We start from the raw sequence: 14,958 nt of genomic DNA, 5'->3' as shown, positions 1-14,958 counted from the left end.
GAGGTACGCATGGCACCGAACACGACGACGATCGACATCCGCGCCGCCACCGCCGCCGATGCGCCCGCCATTGCCGGCATCCACGTCGCATCCTGGCAAGCGACCTACACGGACATCATGCCGGCTCCGTTCCTCGCCGGCCTGTCTATCGAAAAGCGCACGGCCGGGTGGCGTTATGCACTCGACGCAGGACGGCCTTGCGTCGCGCTTGCGCTCTCGGGAAACGCGTTGACGGGCTGGATCGCCTACGGTCCGACCCGCGACACCGACAAGGATCGCGCGTGGGGCGAAATCGAAGCGATCTATCTGAATCCGTCGCATTGCGGGCAAGGCATCGGCGCGGCGCTGGTCGATCATGCGTGCCGGTCGCTGCATGATGCCGGCCATGCCTGGGTGTCGCTGTGGGTACTGATCAAGAACCGCCGGGCCAGGGCATTCTACGAACGCGAAGGCTTCGTCGCCGAAGACGACATCAAGACGTTCGAGATCGACGGGACGCCGATCGAGGAGGTGCGCTACTGGCGCGCGCTTCCCTGACCGGCTCTAGCCGCCGGCACGGCCGTCAAAGAAACCACCGATACTCCCGCGCGCCGATTTCATTGCGAAAATCCAGCTCTTCCTGCCGCTTGTTTTCGCAATACACCATCACGAACTCGCTGCCGAGCCCTTCGCGCACGGCCGGATGATCCTGCATCGCCGCGACGGCCGACAGCATCTCCTTCGGGAAATCGATCCCGCTGCCGCGATCCTCGTTGAGCGGCGCGATCGGATCGATCCGCGCGTCGAGCCCGTGTTCCATCCCTGACAGGATCGCCGCGAGCACCAGATACGGATTCGCATCCGCGCTCGCGAGCCGGTGTTCGATCCGCAGGTTGCGGGCATCCGACTCCGGAATCCGGATGCATGCATCGCGATCCTCGAAGCCCCAGCTTGCGCGGCTCGCCGCATTCACCATCGACCCGTAGCGCCGGAACGCGTTGTGATTCGGCGCGAACACGGGCATGCAGTGCGGCAGCAGCGCGAGGCAGCCGGCCACCGCATGCCGCAACGGCTCCTGCCCGTCCGCCGCGAGCAGGTTGCGCCCCGTGTCGTCGTACAGGCTCACGTGCACGTGCATCCCGCTGCCCGGCGCATGCAGGTACGGCTTGCCCATGAAGCTCGCGCGATAGCCGTGCTGCAACGCGACGCCGCGCGTGCTGCGGCAGAACAGCGCCGACCAGTCGGCCGCGCGCAGCGCGTCGTCGGTGTGGCCGAAATTGATCTCGAACTGGCCGGGCCCGAGCTCGGCGGTGATCACCGTCGCGTCGACACCCTGCTCGCGCGCGGCATCGACCATCTCGTGCAGCACGTCGGAAAAGCGCGACAGGCGCTCGATATGCATGTTCGGCTGATCGTCGCGGTCGTCGCTCAACCGGTCGCGCGGATACTGCGGCATCCCTTCCGCGAGCTGCGCGGCGAACAGGTAGAACTCGAGCTCGAACGCGACGACAGGCCGGATGCCCCGCGCCGCGAACCGCCGCAGCACGCGCGCAAGCACCTCGCGCGGCTCGAACTCGATCGGCGCATCGGTGCCGTCGGAACTGATCAGCATCTGCGCGAGCGGCTGCCGCTCCCAGCGCACCGGCTTCAGCGTGCCGGGAATCAAGCGGCGCGGCGCGTCGGGATCGCCGTCGTTGAAGCAGTAGTCGCCGATCTTGTAGAGGCCGCCCTGCGTGCCGAGCAGCACGCAGTTCTGCGGCAGCTTCAGCAGCGAACCGGCCGCGACCTTTTCGAGCGCATCGATCGGGTAACGCTTGCCGTAGAAGTGTCCCGGCAAATCGAGGCAGATCAGGTCGACATAACGGATCTCGGGGTGTGCCTGCCGGAACGCGCGGACTTCATCGACCAGCGCGGGAACGACGTCAGCCATGTCTCATCCTTTCCATGTCCTGGTATGGCGGTGCCGCAACGCGGCGAACCGGATTCGCGCGGCACGCGTGATCCTGCACGCCGCATTTCAATCAGTACTGCAAACAGGCTGCGTAGCGCGGCGGCCTGTGACACCGCGTGCCCCGCCGGCCACTCAGGTGAATACCCAGATCACGCGCGTCGGCACGTCGGTCAGGTTGGCGTAACGGAAGCGCTTGTGCGCGGGCAACTGGAATGCGTCGTTCGGGCCGAGGGTGACGGGCGTGTCGTCGCCGTCGATCCAGATCGTCAGTTCTCCTTCAAGCACGAAACCGCCCTGCTCGTCGCTGTCGTCGACCGGCCGCTCGCCGCTGCTCGCGCCCGGCGCGAGATGGCTTTCGAGGATCGAGAAGCGCGAGCGCATGTTCGGCGACACGAGAATGTCGGTGATGCCGGCCGCGTAATACACGGTGCGCCGTTCGTCGGGCCGCGTGACCCACGGCACGCTGCGCGGCTTGCTCAGGCTGTAGAAGTACGTGGTCGGCACGCCGAGCGCCTCGCCGATCGCGGTGAGATCCGCGACCGTCGGGCGCGACAGCCCGCGCTCGACCTGCGACAGAAAGCCGACCGAGCGGCCGATCCGTTCAGCCAGATCGTTGAGCGTGACCTTGCGGTGCTTGCGCAGGTCGCGGATCAGGATCGCCAGACTTTCTATCTCTTCCTGTTCGTTCATGACGGGTTCCGGTGGGTCAGACGGTATCGCGCAAACGGTACCAGGCCTTGCCGATCGCTTCCAGCGGTGCGGCGAGCCGGTCGCCGCCGGGAAAACGCGGGTTGCGGATGCGCTGGTACTGCGCGAGCAGGCGTTCGTCGCCGAGCACGGCGTCGGCCACCGCGCGCGCGCCGGCCAGCGTCGGCAGCACGCCGTGCCCCGAGAAGCCCTGCAGCCAGAAACGCTGCCCGTGTCGGCCGATGTCAGGCGTGCGGCGCATGCTGATGTCGATATGGCCGCCCCATGCGTAGTCGAGCGGCACGCCGGCCAGTTGCGGGAACACGCGTTCGAGGTGCGGCCGCGTCGCCGCCGCGATATCGGCCGGAATTCCGCCGAGATACGTGCAGCCGCCGCCGAACAGCAACCGGTTGTCGGGGCTCAGGCGGAAGTAGTCGGGCACGAACTGGTTGTCGATCACGCAGCTGTTCTGCGGCAGCAGCGCACGCGCGACGTCGGGCGCGAGCGGTGCGGTCGCGACCTGGTAGGTGCCGACCGGCAGCAGGCGGCGCGCAAGCTCGCGATCGAGGCGGTCGACGTAGGCGTTGCACGCCAGCACGAGTACGTCGGCGCGCACTTCGCCGCGTGCCGTGCGCGCGACGTGGCCGCCGGCCGTCTCGCGGCAATCGAGCACGCGGCTCTGCTCGAAGATGTGGCCGCCCGCGCGCTCGATCGTCTGCGCGAGGCCGAGCGCGAGCTTCAGCGGATTCAGGTGGCCGGCCTCCGGATCGTGGAGCGCGGCGAGATAACGCTTGCCGCCGATCCATTCGGGCAGCTCGTCACGGCCGATCACGCGCAGCCGGTCGTAGCCCCAGCGCTCGGCCGCCTCGTCGCGCGCCTGCGCGAGCATCGCGACGCGACGCGGCCGTACGGCCGCCCACAGGCTGCCCGGCCGGTAGTCGATGTCGAAACCGTGCCGCGCCGGCAGTTCGCGCACCTCGGCCGCCGCCCAGCGCATGCTGTCCCACAGCAGGCGCGCGCCGTCGCGGCCGAGCGAATCCTCGAGCGGCTGCATGTCGCACGACCAGCCGAGCAGCGCCTGCCCGCCGTTGCGCCCCGACGCCGCCCAAGCGACGCGGCTCGCTTCGAGCACGACCACGCGCTTGCCGGCCAGCGCCAGGCGCAACGCCGTATGCAGCCCGCTGAAGCCCGCGCCGACGACGAGTACGTCGGCATCGATGCGTTCGTCCACTGCCGGACGATGCGGGATCGGCGCCGGGTAGGTGCCGGCGTAGTAGCTTGCGACGTGACGGTCGGACTGCACGAACATGCGCGCTCCCGTGAAAATTACGCCGAGAAATTTCATGAAAAATTAGCACGGCAATTTCACGGAAGCAAGCGGGCGGAAACCCGGTCGGATGAACCGGCATGGCTGTCGAGATGCATCCAACTTGGATTTTTTTCGTTCGAATCGGAACTTGCAAGGACCCACGCCGGCTGCGAACGCCCGCGAATGTTCCTCAATAAAACAATAGCTTGAAGAGGTCGCCACACGCCCTCGGCGCTACAGCGTGATCGACCACCGACCGATGCACCGGCTGCTGCGCGCTGAAGTCGCGTATGGGCGACTGTTGACTGCATCAAGCCGGCGTTTCCTTACTCCACCGCCCGCTCGTGCAATGCAGCGGTACACACCTGACCAGGAGTGCACGCGTACAGAACTTGGAATTCCCTATGGCTACCACAGACTTTTCGGCGCCATGTTAATTATGTCAAATTAATCTGACACGCCGACCTTTCATTTGATGCCAGGTTGACGATCACGCATCCGGCACTTTGTCGCGTTTATAAGACAAAGACACCGTGTCAGAGGCCTTCTTAGGCCGCTCAGGTTGCGAACACCGGCGTGTTCGCTCCAAAGCACCCACTCGACTGAAATCGGTTTCAACGAGAATTTAATTTCGATGGCCGCGCTTTTTATTATCTCTAAATTTAATATTTCGCTTCTGTCGCGCGGAATAATCCCACCTATATCACCAATAAAAAATTCACAATGAATTCATTCGTGAAAATATTCTAAAAATACCTTCACTTTGCTTCGTATGAGAAATGCAGAATTCGAACTCCACGCAGGTGATTCCGAGCGTCAAATGCGGAATACATCCGCAATCTTTCGTTAATATAACTGAAATTCTTGGCGATCGCAAGATCCCACATAGTGCGATGGAGATTGATGTAATCCGCCTGTACAGGCGAATCGCGGCGGGGACACGTGAAATAATCGACCGACAAAAAACCATGAATGATTCCAACCTGAACAGACGGGCCGCGTTACGTAATTTAATTGAGTCGAAATGCATATTTCGCGCACCAAAATACAAGCTTGTATCGTCAAGCGGAAAGTCCCTTAAATGGCTGATCGATTTGCGACCACTCCTTCTTTCTTCGGAAGGACTCGATACGCTTGCGGATTTATTCTGGAATCGCTATGCGGATCAACTGCCGTTTCAGGTCGGCGGCATGGAAATGGCCGCCGTCCCGCTCGTTGCTGCGATTCTTATGGCCGGCGCACGCAAAGGGCACCATCTCGGCGGCTTCATCATTCACAAAGAGCGTAAGCGTTATGGCCGGATGAACGCGATCGAAGGCGAGGTTTCGGATGCACCTATTCTGCTCGTGGATGATATTTTCAACAGCGGCGCGAGCATTGAACAATCACGCGTTGTATTAGCGGAAATTGATCGCCCCATCTGGAAAGTGTGGAGCGTGATCGACTACCAGTCCAATACGGGTGAGGACTGGCAAAAGCGACATGGCGTTACAGTAGAGTCCGCATACGTTCTAGGTGATTTCGGCCTGAAACTGTCGGTTCCGACGAGCCATTCGACGCAGCTTTCGTTCCTCGTGCGCTGGCTCAGCAAAGCGACCTCCGCGAATCACCACTATGTCGTACCGAAATCCGCACCGCGCGCGCAAGGCGGCTTGATCTATTTCGGAACCGACAGCGGCGAAATGCGCTGCATCGATGGCGCAAGCGGCGAAACGCGCTGGAGTTTCAAGATCGAGGCGGCGCGCTCAAAAGGGATTTGGTCTACGCCGTACGTGACGCCCGGACGCGTTTTCTTCGGCGGCTACGACGGTAACCTGTACGCGTTGTGTGCCCAAAGCGGCCGGGAAATCTGGCGATACGTCGAACCCGATTGGATTGGCTCTTCACCGGCCTACGCATCCGACCTGAATCTGGTCTTTATCGGCGTTGAATACGCCAGTCCAACGCGAGGCGGCGGCATAGCCGCGATCGACGCTGAAACCGGTCACAAGGTCTGGGAATGCCCGGTCCGTTGCTACGTCCACGGCTCCCCGCTCTATGCCGCTGATGATTCGCTTGTGCTCTGCGGCACGAACGACGGTGCCCTGCTGGCGCTCGACGCACGTACCGGCGCACTCCGTTGGCAATTTCAGACGAACGGCGCGGTCAAGCATGCGCCCGCACTCGATCCCGATCGCCGGCAAGTCGTGTTCGGATCGTTCGACGGTGGCATTCGCGGCGTAAGCCTCGATAGCGGCGAACTGAAGTTCTGCATCCAGACCGGCAACGCCGTCTACACAACACCGCTGATCGACGGCGCTCGCGCCTACTGCGGCTCTACGGACAAGTACCTGTACGTGATCGATTTGGCGACCGGCGAAGGCATCGCGAAGATCGGCGCGCACTCCAAGATTTTTTCGTCTCCTGCCCGCATCGGCCCATGGATTTGGTTCGGAAGCACGAACGGGCGCGTACGTGCAATCGATCCTCAAACGTTTGCGCTCGCCGGTGTGTTTCAACTTCCTGATGCCGTGACAACCGCCGTCGAATATGACGCGGTTAATCAGATGCTCACGGTTGCGACGACGGCCAATCGCCTGTACGGCGTGTCCGTGACGCCGCCAGTCGTGCGCGAACCAGCACAAGACGGGCAGTCGACGGTCGACGTGACCGCATTACAGCTTGCGCGGCGTGCTGTCGATGCAATTGCGAATCGCACCGCTCTGCCTGATCCGCTAGGATACAAATTGACCGGCGCTCTCCCGCAAGGTGGTGTCTTCGTGAGCCTGCGAAATCGCGCGACTTTGCAGCGCATCGGGCGCGGCGGTCAATGGACGTTCGACTCAAGCGACCTATCACCGGAATTGTCGGTCATCGTGGCGGTGACGAAGGCGTGCGCGAACCTGGCCGTCGATTCGCTTCGCGATACCACCATCGGCGTAAGTCTGTTCGGACCGCTTGAGCAAGTCGCAGTCGATCAGTTGGATCACGAGAAATTCGGAATACTCGTGCGCGCAACGGCAGGCGGCAAGCTCGGCGGTGGGCTGCCGAACTCCCCTGAATACTGCAACGAACACGGTCAGTATCTGCACGCGCTGCGCAACGCCAAACTGACGCCCAGCGAAGGGCACACGCTTTACCGTCATACCGTTAAACGACAGACCGATGACATGTCGTGGCCGGCCTATGGCGTTCCGCTTCCATACGACGCGACGACACTGACGCGCTTCGTGTCGTGGTTGCTCGATCCGCGAAAGCAGGATGAGCTGGAAGATTCGCTCTCGGGCGTGGTAGATCGACTTTCCGCTCTGGCCGTCACTCGGTACATGGATGCAGCGTTCACAACGCAGCTTGTGCCGGCACCCAAGATGGCGAATTTGCGTGATCTGCAACAGTCCCTGCCGGACCAAGGTGCCGGTGCATCGCACATGTTCCTGTCACTGATATTCAGAGGCCGTCCTGTTGATCGCTCGCGCTGTCGCGGTCACTTCCGCATGGATCGGGATGCACTGATATGCCGAAATGGCAATCAGACGCAAGCTTTCTTGCCTGTATCGACATTGCATCAATGGACGGACGAAGAGTCGTTCATCGCGGCGCTGCCGGATATTCCGGCCTCAACCTGGGAAGTCGCTCCTTGCCTGACGTGGGCGATAGCAGACGACGCAAATCCCCTTCCAGTGCGCGGCGCATTCATCGAGCAGGCGCACACGCAACCGCCGTCGCAAGTGCTGCAACGCTCGGAATCCTGACGCACAACCTTTTCGCGTCAGCTGTTTCGACAACCGATTGTGAATCAATGGCTGCGCGGGTGCCATTGTGGATGTAGACGTCAAACCCGCATACTTCAGGAGTGAATCACATGCAAACGATTGACGATCTGGATTTGCTGCGCTACGTGGCTGGTGGTGATGGTGATGGCGGCGGTGACGGCGATGGTGATGGTGGCGGATACGGCGATGGCGATGGCGACGGGGATGGTGACGGCGACGGTGATTCCGCAGCCGATTCGGCAGTAGGCAGCGACGCGACGTCGTTGGCCGACGCAGGCTTCAACTCCGATGCCAACGATTCCATCGGGCAGGCTGAAAACAACGGTCAACTCGCGGAAGCCACGAAGGGCTTGCAGGACGAATCAATGTCCACGTGGGGCGGTGCGGCCGTTGCCGGATATGACGCCGCGCAACAGGGTCTGTCGTTAGGTCAGGCTGAAACTGCCAACCTCGGCTCCTTCCAATCTTCTCCGATCGGTTTCGCCGCAGGATACGCGGTTGGCGCTGCCGCTCACGGGCTCGGTATCGGCGGCGGCGGTCACAACCACTAAGCAACGCTCTGGTGTACAGGCTATGAACCAAGCCTGATCGATGAATGACGGCGCGCTACTGGTCCCGCGACTGGACGCGTTATCTTCATCGGTATAGCACCACACAGCGCACCGAAAATTGCGTCGCCAAAAGCAAGCAACCGTTGTTTCACTCGATCATAATTCCATGAAAAATGAAGACAATATAGCGCGTGCGTTTATTGATCTTGCCAAGCTTGGCCGAACTGATTGGCGAGCAACAGCATCGACGATCCTTCTTAGCGCGATCGTCAGTATCATCGGCACGCTTGGAGTCCTGATGTTTTCAGGATGGACGCTGTATTTCAAGAATTTTGATGCCGCTCGGGCAGCTATCTCGCTGTACACCAATACAGCCAGCACCACGGGCATCATAGGCTTCTGGCTTGCATGCAAGATCGTCTTGCGACGCCCGTACCTCTCCCTGATTTCCGTCGACCTGCGTTTCCGACTTCGGCGTTGCCTGTTCGGCGCGGTCCTTTATCTTCCTGCCTTCGTGATAGCAGCCTTAGTCATGTCCATCTATACGTCGATTCGAATTGGCGCGTGGACGCTTCCGTTCGGGCATCTTCAACCGCTGCAGGACATTCTAAGTTTTGGTCGGATTCTAGGGATGCTTGGCGCGTGGCTCGGCATTCTCGTTCTCGCGTTCGCCGAGGAATTGTTTTTCCGTGGGTGGTTGACGCAAACGCTCGGGCAATATGTGCGTTCCCCGCTCATCGTCGTCGCAATCGTTGCCGCCCTCTTCGCGATCTACCACACACATTACGACTGGCCCATCAAAACGACACTGTTCTTTTGCTCGCTTGGGTTTTCTGCATTGAGTTTACGCGATCGACGACTGGAACTGTCGATCGGGGCGCATACGATGATGAACATCAGCGCAATGATGCTGCCGATCCTGTTCTCCCACGCGCAGCAACATGCGCAAATTTCAACGTCCGGATTCGTAAACAATCCAGTCCTGATAGCTGACGCGGTTGTCTTTGCCATGCTCAAAGGTGTCCTGCCTTTCGCTTTGATGTACTGGTTTTTGAAGAAGACGAACGGCTGGTTTGTATCTAAAGAAGCCGCAAGCGCCATCGATGCTCAGCGCGTGTGATCATCCGCTGACAACAAGATAAGCATGAGCGAGATATCGACCGTCCCCAACGCAGAGCAGCCGGAAGAGAAACAGCCACGGCAAAGTAACCGTGCATTGCTATTCCGCCCCGCTGCGCTCGAATTTCGTCAGCATCAATGGCTCGGTGAGGTTGTGCTGACGGGTTCGGCACGCAGCCTCACGACCAGCATCGTGTTCTTCGCAATCGCGACCGCCGTCGTGTTGTTCATGATCTTCGGCGAGTACACGCGAAAGGAGGAAGTACAAGGCCGGGTCATGATCGACAACGGCGCGGCGGAGATATTCGCGCCAACGGTCGGCACGGTTATCCGCGTGCTCGTCAACGAAGGAGACGTGGTTAATGTCGGCCGGCCTTTGGTCGTCGTGTCAACAGAGCGCACTATCGCTGGCGGCAACTCGCGGCAGCAGATCGGTGTTGAACTGAATGCGCGGCGTTCCAGCCTGGAAGGCGACTCGCGGCATATACAAAGCATCGTCGAACAGAACATTGCGATGCTCAAGGCGAAGGCCATCGAATTGAGCGCGGGTATTCGGCATCTGGAGACGGAAATCACGACCCTTGAGGCGCGATCAAAACTGGCAGAAATCGACAGTGCGCGGTTCGAACAATTGCGGCGTGACGATGTGGTGTCCCAATCCGAATTCGAGCAGCATGAGCAAAGCATGCTGATGAGTCAGGCGCAACTCGAAGACCTGCGAAAGCAACGTACGGCCTCTCAAGTGGAACTCGCGCAGGTTAAGGCTGATCTTCGAAATGCACCGCTTGATGAACAAAACCAACTGGACTCGATCCGTCGGCAAATGCTACAGGTGGACGGCGAAATCGCTGACAACGAATCCAACCGAGAAATCACGATACCGGCGCAAATCGCAGGCACCGTAACGGCTCTGCTCACTCGTCCCGGCCAGTCGGTCAACGGATCAACACCTTTGATGTCGCTACTGCCGCAAGGCGGGAGCCTCGACGTGAAACTGTTTGCGCCGAGCAAGGCAGTCGGTTTCGTCAAGATCGGCGCGCCCGTCGAATTGCGATACGAAGCGTTCCCGTATCAGAAATTTGGGGCCTACGCGGGCAAGGTCACGCAGATCGCTCGCACCGCCTTGAGCCCGTCGCAATTGCAGACCGCAACCGAAACGGGCGATGCCGACAGGTCCGAGAACCTGTATCAGATTACGGTTGCGCTCGATTCACAGACCATCAACGCCTACGGCGAGTCGATTCCCTTGCAGGACGGGATGCGCGTCGACGCAGACGTAGTGCTCGATACGCGCAAGCTGTACGAATGGGTACTGGAACCGCTGTACACGCTAACCCGCCGCTCACCCTGACCGCAGTTCACGCTTTACCCTAACCAGAGCAACCATGAACCGCCAACTTCAATTCGGATTTCGGCGTAGTGTTGACGTGCATTTGCAAACCGAAGCAACGGAATGCGGACTTGCCTGCATCAGCATGATCGCAACGTTTCATGGCTACGACACCGATCTGCCAACGTTGCGGCGACGCTTTTCGCCATCACTCAAGGGGCTTACGCTGCTCGATCTTGTCAAGATCGGCGCATCCCTCGATCTTGCCGGGCGCGCGGTTCGACTGGAGCCGGAAGAGCTTCACCTGCTGCGGCTGCCGTGCATTCTGCATTGGGATTTTCGGCATTTTGTCGTCCTCGAACGAGTTGGCCGCGATCATGTGATGTTGGTTGACCCCGCGCTCGGCGCGCGGCGCATGCCGCTCAAGGAATTGTCGCTGCATTTCAGCGGCATGGCATTGGAACTCTTGCCGACGCCGGCCTTTCAGCCTCGCCGGGACAAGCAGGAAATCGGTCTGCGTTCCCTGATGGGTCGTGCAAGTGGTGTCGGGCGCGGGCTGCTCAGAATCTTCCTGCTCGCCCTTGCGCTTGAAGTCTTCACCATCGTTGCACCTTTCTATCCCGAGTGGGTCACGGACCAAGCCATTACGACCGGCGATCGACACCTACTTCTGATTTTGGCGCTGGGTTTCGGGTTGGTGCTGGTGATCCATATCGCGACAGAGGCAATGCGATCGTGGGCTGTCACGACGTTCAGCACGCTCGTGAATGTGCAATGGTTGGCGAACGTGTTCAGACATCTGCTGAATCTGCCGCTCGACTATTTCGGCAAACGTCACATCGGCGATATCGTTTCCCGCTTCGATAGCGTCAACACGATCCAGCAAGCGCTGACGGTCGGCTTCGTTGAATCCGTGCTCGATGGTCTCATGTCGATCGGCACCATCATTATCATGATCGTCTACAACGCCCGGCTATCGCTTATCAGTGTGGTTGCCGTGGTGCTCTACGCGATCTTGCGCGCCTGTATTTATGGCGCACTGCGCATGTCGAACCAGAAGCAGATTGTTTTCGCCGCACGAGGCAAAAGTCTGCTCATGGAATCAGTCCGAGGCATTCAGAGCGTGCGCCTGTTTGGTAAGGCGGAGGACCGGCTAGCCCGCTGGCTGAATGTGATCGTAAGCGAGAAGAACGCCGATCTGCGAACGCGGCGGCTTCAACTGATCGCCACCACAAGCAATCATTTCATCTTCGGGCTCGAAGCGATTCTCGTAACCTACTTCGGCGCGCTTGCCGTCATTGACCGGTCGCTCTCGCTCGGGATGCTGTTCGCCTTCCTGTCCTATCGTGGGCAGTTCACCGCACGCTTTACTGCGTTGATCGACAAAGTTTACGAGCTGCGAATTCTCAAACTTCACGCGGCGCGACTGGCGGATATCGTGCTCACGAAACGGGAGCCGGATGAAGTGATGCGAGCGCCGGACGTGGATGAATTTGTGCCGACGCTCGAAGTCAAGAAATTGTCATACAGCTATTCGAAGAACGGACCGAAGATCATCGACAACCTCGATCTGCGTGTTGAGGCCGGCGAAGCTGTTGCAATTGTCGGGCCATCTGGCCAAGGCAAAACCACGTTGCTGAAACTGCTCGCAGGCTTGTTGGCACCGTATTCTGGGGAAATTATCGCGGGCGGAATACCGATTCGGCAAATGGGGCTTGCGAACTATCGTTCCCTGATCGGCGTCGTGATGCAAGAAGATCGACTGTTCGCCGGATCGATTGCCGAGAACATCAGTTTCTTCGATCCAACGCCCGACTTCGCGTGGATCACGGAATGCGCGGAAATGGCTTCCGTCAATGCTGATATTCGTGCGATGCCGATGGGCTACTACACCTATATCGGCGACATGGGGTCTGCCCTGTCCGCAGGTCAGCGGCAACGCGTGATGCTCGCACGCGCCCTTTACCGCCGTCCGAAACTGCTCCTGCTCGACGAGGCGACGAGCCATCTTGACGTGAACAACGAGCGCGCCGTGAACGCGGCGATGCGCAAGCTGAACATCACGCGGATCATTGTCGCGCACCGTCCTGAAACCATCGCAACAGCTGATCGCGTCATCGAACTTGGGCAGGTTCGGGAAACAGCATGAGAAAGAAGAATGTCGCGCTTCAGACGCTTTCATACCGTTGTGCGCTCGTTGTTGCCTGCCTCGCGGTCGCCATGCTCGTCGTTCCGCTGACGCATGCGCAACTCGATCCTTTTTCGACGCGAAGAGGACTGGAAGACGTGTCGCCCTATTTGAACCGGATGGCACGCGCTACAGGCGCCTGTAGCGACGCGAGCCTTCATTCGCCTGTTTCCCTGTATGACGCAGTCAGCCGCGCTCTGTGCAGCGATCCGACCGTGCGCGAGAGCTGGGCGAACATGGTCTTGAACGCGGCTCAGGTGGGTGTCGCAAAATCTGCGTGGTTGCCGACGCTAGACGCCAGTGGCACACGTTCGCGTACAGTTGAAACCGAAACCCTATCTGGTCCGACACTGCCTGATGCGATGGGCCGCGCATCGGATCGTTATGGCGAGTTGCGGCTCTCGTGGGTGCTCTTCGATTTCGGAAGGCGTGACGCGAATCTGGCCTACTATAACGGTCTTCTTGAGCTTTCCAAGGCGAGCCATACCGAAGCACTGCAATCTGTGTTCGAACAGGCCGCAGCGGCGTTTTACTCAGTCTGGACTGCACAAAGCACACTTGATGCTGCGGGCAACGCCGAGGCGAATGCCGAACGAAGCTTTCAGATTGCCCGGCATAAACACCTTGCAGGCGCCGGTACACTGAACGATGAATTGCAGGCAAAGGCCGCGTGGCAGGAAGCAATTTACACACGCGTGAACGCGACAGGTGCGCTCAAGGCAGCGCAGGGCACCTTGTGTCTACGCATGGGAATTCCCGTCGAAACCTCCATTGAAGTCGATGTGAGCGCGGGCGCTCAACCGGACGTGAATTTCACGTCTTCGATTGCTGATCTGCTGGCGCTCGCAAAAGCTGTCAACCCGAAGGTACGCGAGGCGCAAGCCCTGATCGAAGCTGACGACGCGAACGCGAAACTTGCACACAGGGAGGAACTGCCCACGATTTCCTTGTCCGGCTCGTTGAGCAACGACAAGTCATTAGGCGCATTTCCACGCGACACGCGCACGTACAGCAAATATGTGGGAATTCAGATCAGCATCCCGATCTTTTCAGGGTTTGGTCAGGAGTATCACCGTCAGGCATCGGAAGCTCAAGTTGATATCGACCGCGCAAGCCTGCACAAAGCCGAACTGGAAGTCGCGTCGGCAGTATGGCGCAACTATCAGGACGTGATAACGAAGACGGCCAATCTACAGGTCGCCTCTTCGACGCAGGAAAGCGCGCAGGAAGCGTACGACGTGGCGAGCAAACGCTACAGTGCCGGCGTCGGTCCCCTGCTCGATGTTCTGAACGCCCAAACTACCCTCGCAACGGCGCGACGTCAGGTCGTGCAATCTCAGGCCGATTGGCGTGTGTCGAGGCTAGTGCTGGCATTTTCGATTGGGACGCTCGACGGCGAGCGTTGGACGCCGCACGCCGAAGCGCCATGAAGATATTCGTCATCAACAACGCTACGACGGAGATTTTTCTTGCCTTCTCTGCGACTTCTTATCCGGGCCTTGCCTGTGCCAATCACTGCATCAACGTCATCCGTTGCCGGACCGATGACCAAGACGGCCACGATGCCTGAACGTCAGCTTGTCGATACGCCAGTACCGGTCGTGCAACCAGGGCGCTTGGTCGGCGCAGGCGATCAAGCGACGCAGTCGACGCGGCTTGACGCCTCCTCCAGCATCGGATGCTCGACGCACGGCGCATCGAAGGCGGAAAGACGGACGTCCGCCGGACCGCCGCCCTCGCCGCTCATACGCGGTCGATCACCCGGCACGACCGGCACGCACCGGGAAACCGACGCTCAGTCGTAGTGCTTGTTGCGCTTCTTCTTGTGCTTGTTGCCGTGGTAGTGGTCGTTGGAACGGGCGTTGTTGCGCGACACGTGGCCGCCCAGCGCCGCGCCCGCGCCGCCGCCCACGGCTGCGCCGACGAGACCGCCCGCCGTACCGCCCATCGCATTGCCCGTGCTGCCGCCGATCGTGCAGTTCTCGCCGCCGCTCGTGATGTCGCGCGACGAGATCGTGTGGTTCGTCGCGCAGATCCGCGACATCCTCGCCGACACCCATGCCCGGGCGACGCGCTGAGCGCGGCGTCGTTC

Annotated in this window: 11 protein-coding genes and 1 pseudogene; 8 read left to right on the top strand and 4 right to left on the bottom strand. The window is 60.1% G+C overall.

The window, feature by feature from the left end:
• Positions 1-9: 9 nt before the first annotated feature.
• Complete coding sequence (locus G3N62_RS16760) at positions 10-537, top strand: GNAT family N-acetyltransferase (RefSeq protein ID WP_124670265.1); 528 nt, start codon at positions 10-12, stop codon at positions 535-537.
• Between the two features lie 25 nt (positions 538-562).
• On the opposite strand, the gene G3N62_RS16755 is transcribed toward G3N62_RS16760, so the two are convergent.
• The 3 genes from G3N62_RS16755 to G3N62_RS16745 all read right to left on the bottom strand — a co-directional run bounded on the left by G3N62_RS16755 (position 563) and on the right by G3N62_RS16745 (position 3,926).
• Entirely contained in the window at positions 563-1,909 is a 1,347-nt protein-coding gene (locus G3N62_RS16755) for a glutamine synthetase family protein (protein ID WP_124670264.1), read from the bottom strand.
• A 153-nt stretch (positions 1,910-2,062) separates the two neighbouring features.
• Complete coding sequence (locus G3N62_RS16750) at positions 2,063-2,620, bottom strand: XRE family transcriptional regulator (protein ID WP_034189364.1); 558 nt, start codon at positions 2,618-2,620, stop codon at positions 2,063-2,065.
• A gap of 16 nt (positions 2,621-2,636) precedes the next feature.
• Positions 2,637-3,926 (bottom strand): FAD-binding oxidoreductase, encoded by a 1,290-nt coding sequence (locus tag G3N62_RS16745; protein ID WP_124670263.1) that lies wholly within the window; start codon positions 3,924-3,926, stop codon positions 2,637-2,639.
• Between the two features lie 968 nt (positions 3,927-4,894).
• On the opposite strand from G3N62_RS16745, the gene G3N62_RS16740 reads away from it, so the two are divergent.
• The 7 genes from G3N62_RS16740 to G3N62_RS16710 all read left to right on the top strand — a co-directional run bounded on the left by G3N62_RS16740 (position 4,895) and on the right by G3N62_RS16710 (position 14,436).
• Positions 4,895-7,657: a PQQ-binding-like beta-propeller repeat protein gene (locus G3N62_RS16740; RefSeq protein WP_185733090.1), complete on the top strand. Its 2,763-nt coding sequence runs from the start codon at positions 4,895-4,897 to the stop codon at positions 7,655-7,657.
• Positions 7,658-7,767: 110 nt separating this feature from the next.
• Complete coding sequence (locus G3N62_RS16735) at positions 7,768-8,229, top strand: hypothetical protein (protein WP_185732745.1); 462 nt, start codon at positions 7,768-7,770, stop codon at positions 8,227-8,229.
• 166 nt (positions 8,230-8,395) lie between these two features.
• Positions 8,396-9,349, top strand: coding sequence for a CPBP family intramembrane glutamic endopeptidase (locus G3N62_RS16730; RefSeq protein WP_124670261.1), 954 nt, complete (start codon positions 8,396-8,398; stop codon positions 9,347-9,349).
• A gap of 24 nt (positions 9,350-9,373) precedes the next feature.
• The gene (locus G3N62_RS16725) at positions 9,374-10,699 is read left to right on the top strand and encodes an HlyD family efflux transporter periplasmic adaptor subunit (protein ID WP_124670260.1); all 1,326 of its coding nucleotides are present in this window, start codon (positions 9,374-9,376) and stop codon (positions 10,697-10,699) included.
• Positions 10,700-10,733: 34 nt separating this feature from the next.
• Positions 10,734-12,827, top strand: a complete 2,094-nt coding sequence (locus G3N62_RS16720; protein WP_034189359.1) for a peptidase domain-containing ABC transporter — start codon at positions 10,734-10,736, stop codon at positions 12,825-12,827.
• Positions 12,824-14,296, top strand: a complete 1,473-nt coding sequence (locus G3N62_RS16715) for a TolC family protein (RefSeq protein ID WP_080287874.1) — start codon at positions 12,824-12,826, stop codon at positions 14,294-14,296. Before G3N62_RS16720 ends, G3N62_RS16715 begins: the two co-directional genes overlap by 4 nt.
• Positions 14,293-14,436, top strand: a complete 144-nt coding sequence (locus tag G3N62_RS16710; protein ID WP_185733089.1) for a hypothetical protein — start codon at positions 14,293-14,295, stop codon at positions 14,434-14,436. The genes G3N62_RS16715 and G3N62_RS16710 overlap by 4 nt, the downstream gene beginning before the upstream one ends.
• Before the next feature lie 225 nt (positions 14,437-14,661).
• Here G3N62_RS16710 and G3N62_RS16705 read toward each other — a convergent pair.
• A pseudogene (locus G3N62_RS16705) lies at positions 14,662-14,958 on the bottom strand (hypothetical protein); the annotation flags it as partial.

Origin of the sequence: Burkholderia sp. Tr-20355 (assembly GCF_017104685.1) — a bacterium.
Taxonomy (GTDB): domain Bacteria; phylum Pseudomonadota; class Gammaproteobacteria; order Burkholderiales; family Burkholderiaceae; genus Burkholderia; species Burkholderia seminalis.
This window is presented reverse-complemented; position numbering and strand designations above follow the sequence as displayed.

Excerpts from the sequence above, each read along its gene's own strand:
- G3N62_RS16745 (WP_124670263.1), bottom strand. The coding sequence starts at position 3,926 with ATGTTCGTGCAGTCCGACCGTCACGTCGCAAGCTACTACGCCGGCACC.
- G3N62_RS16710 (WP_185733089.1), top strand. The coding sequence starts at position 14,293 with ATGAAGATATTCGTCATCAACAACGCTACGACGGAGATTTTTCTTGCC.
- G3N62_RS16760 (WP_124670265.1), top strand. The coding sequence starts at position 10 with ATGGCACCGAACACGACGACGATCGACATCCGCGCCGCCACCGCCGCC.
- G3N62_RS16735 (WP_185732745.1), top strand. The coding sequence starts at position 7,768 with ATGCAAACGATTGACGATCTGGATTTGCTGCGCTACGTGGCTGGTGGT.
- G3N62_RS16750 (WP_034189364.1), bottom strand. The coding sequence starts at position 2,620 with ATGAACGAACAGGAAGAGATAGAAAGTCTGGCGATCCTGATCCGCGAC.
- G3N62_RS16715 (WP_080287874.1), top strand. The coding sequence starts at position 12,824 with ATGAGAAAGAAGAATGTCGCGCTTCAGACGCTTTCATACCGTTGTGCG.
- G3N62_RS16730 (WP_124670261.1), top strand. The coding sequence starts at position 8,396 with ATGAAAAATGAAGACAATATAGCGCGTGCGTTTATTGATCTTGCCAAG.
- G3N62_RS16755 (WP_124670264.1), bottom strand. The coding sequence starts at position 1,909 with ATGGCTGACGTCGTTCCCGCGCTGGTCGATGAAGTCCGCGCGTTCCGG.
- G3N62_RS16720 (WP_034189359.1), top strand. The coding sequence starts at position 10,734 with ATGAACCGCCAACTTCAATTCGGATTTCGGCGTAGTGTTGACGTGCAT.
- G3N62_RS16740 (WP_185733090.1), top strand. The coding sequence starts at position 4,895 with ATGAATGATTCCAACCTGAACAGACGGGCCGCGTTACGTAATTTAATT.
- G3N62_RS16725 (WP_124670260.1), top strand. The coding sequence starts at position 9,374 with ATGAGCGAGATATCGACCGTCCCCAACGCAGAGCAGCCGGAAGAGAAA.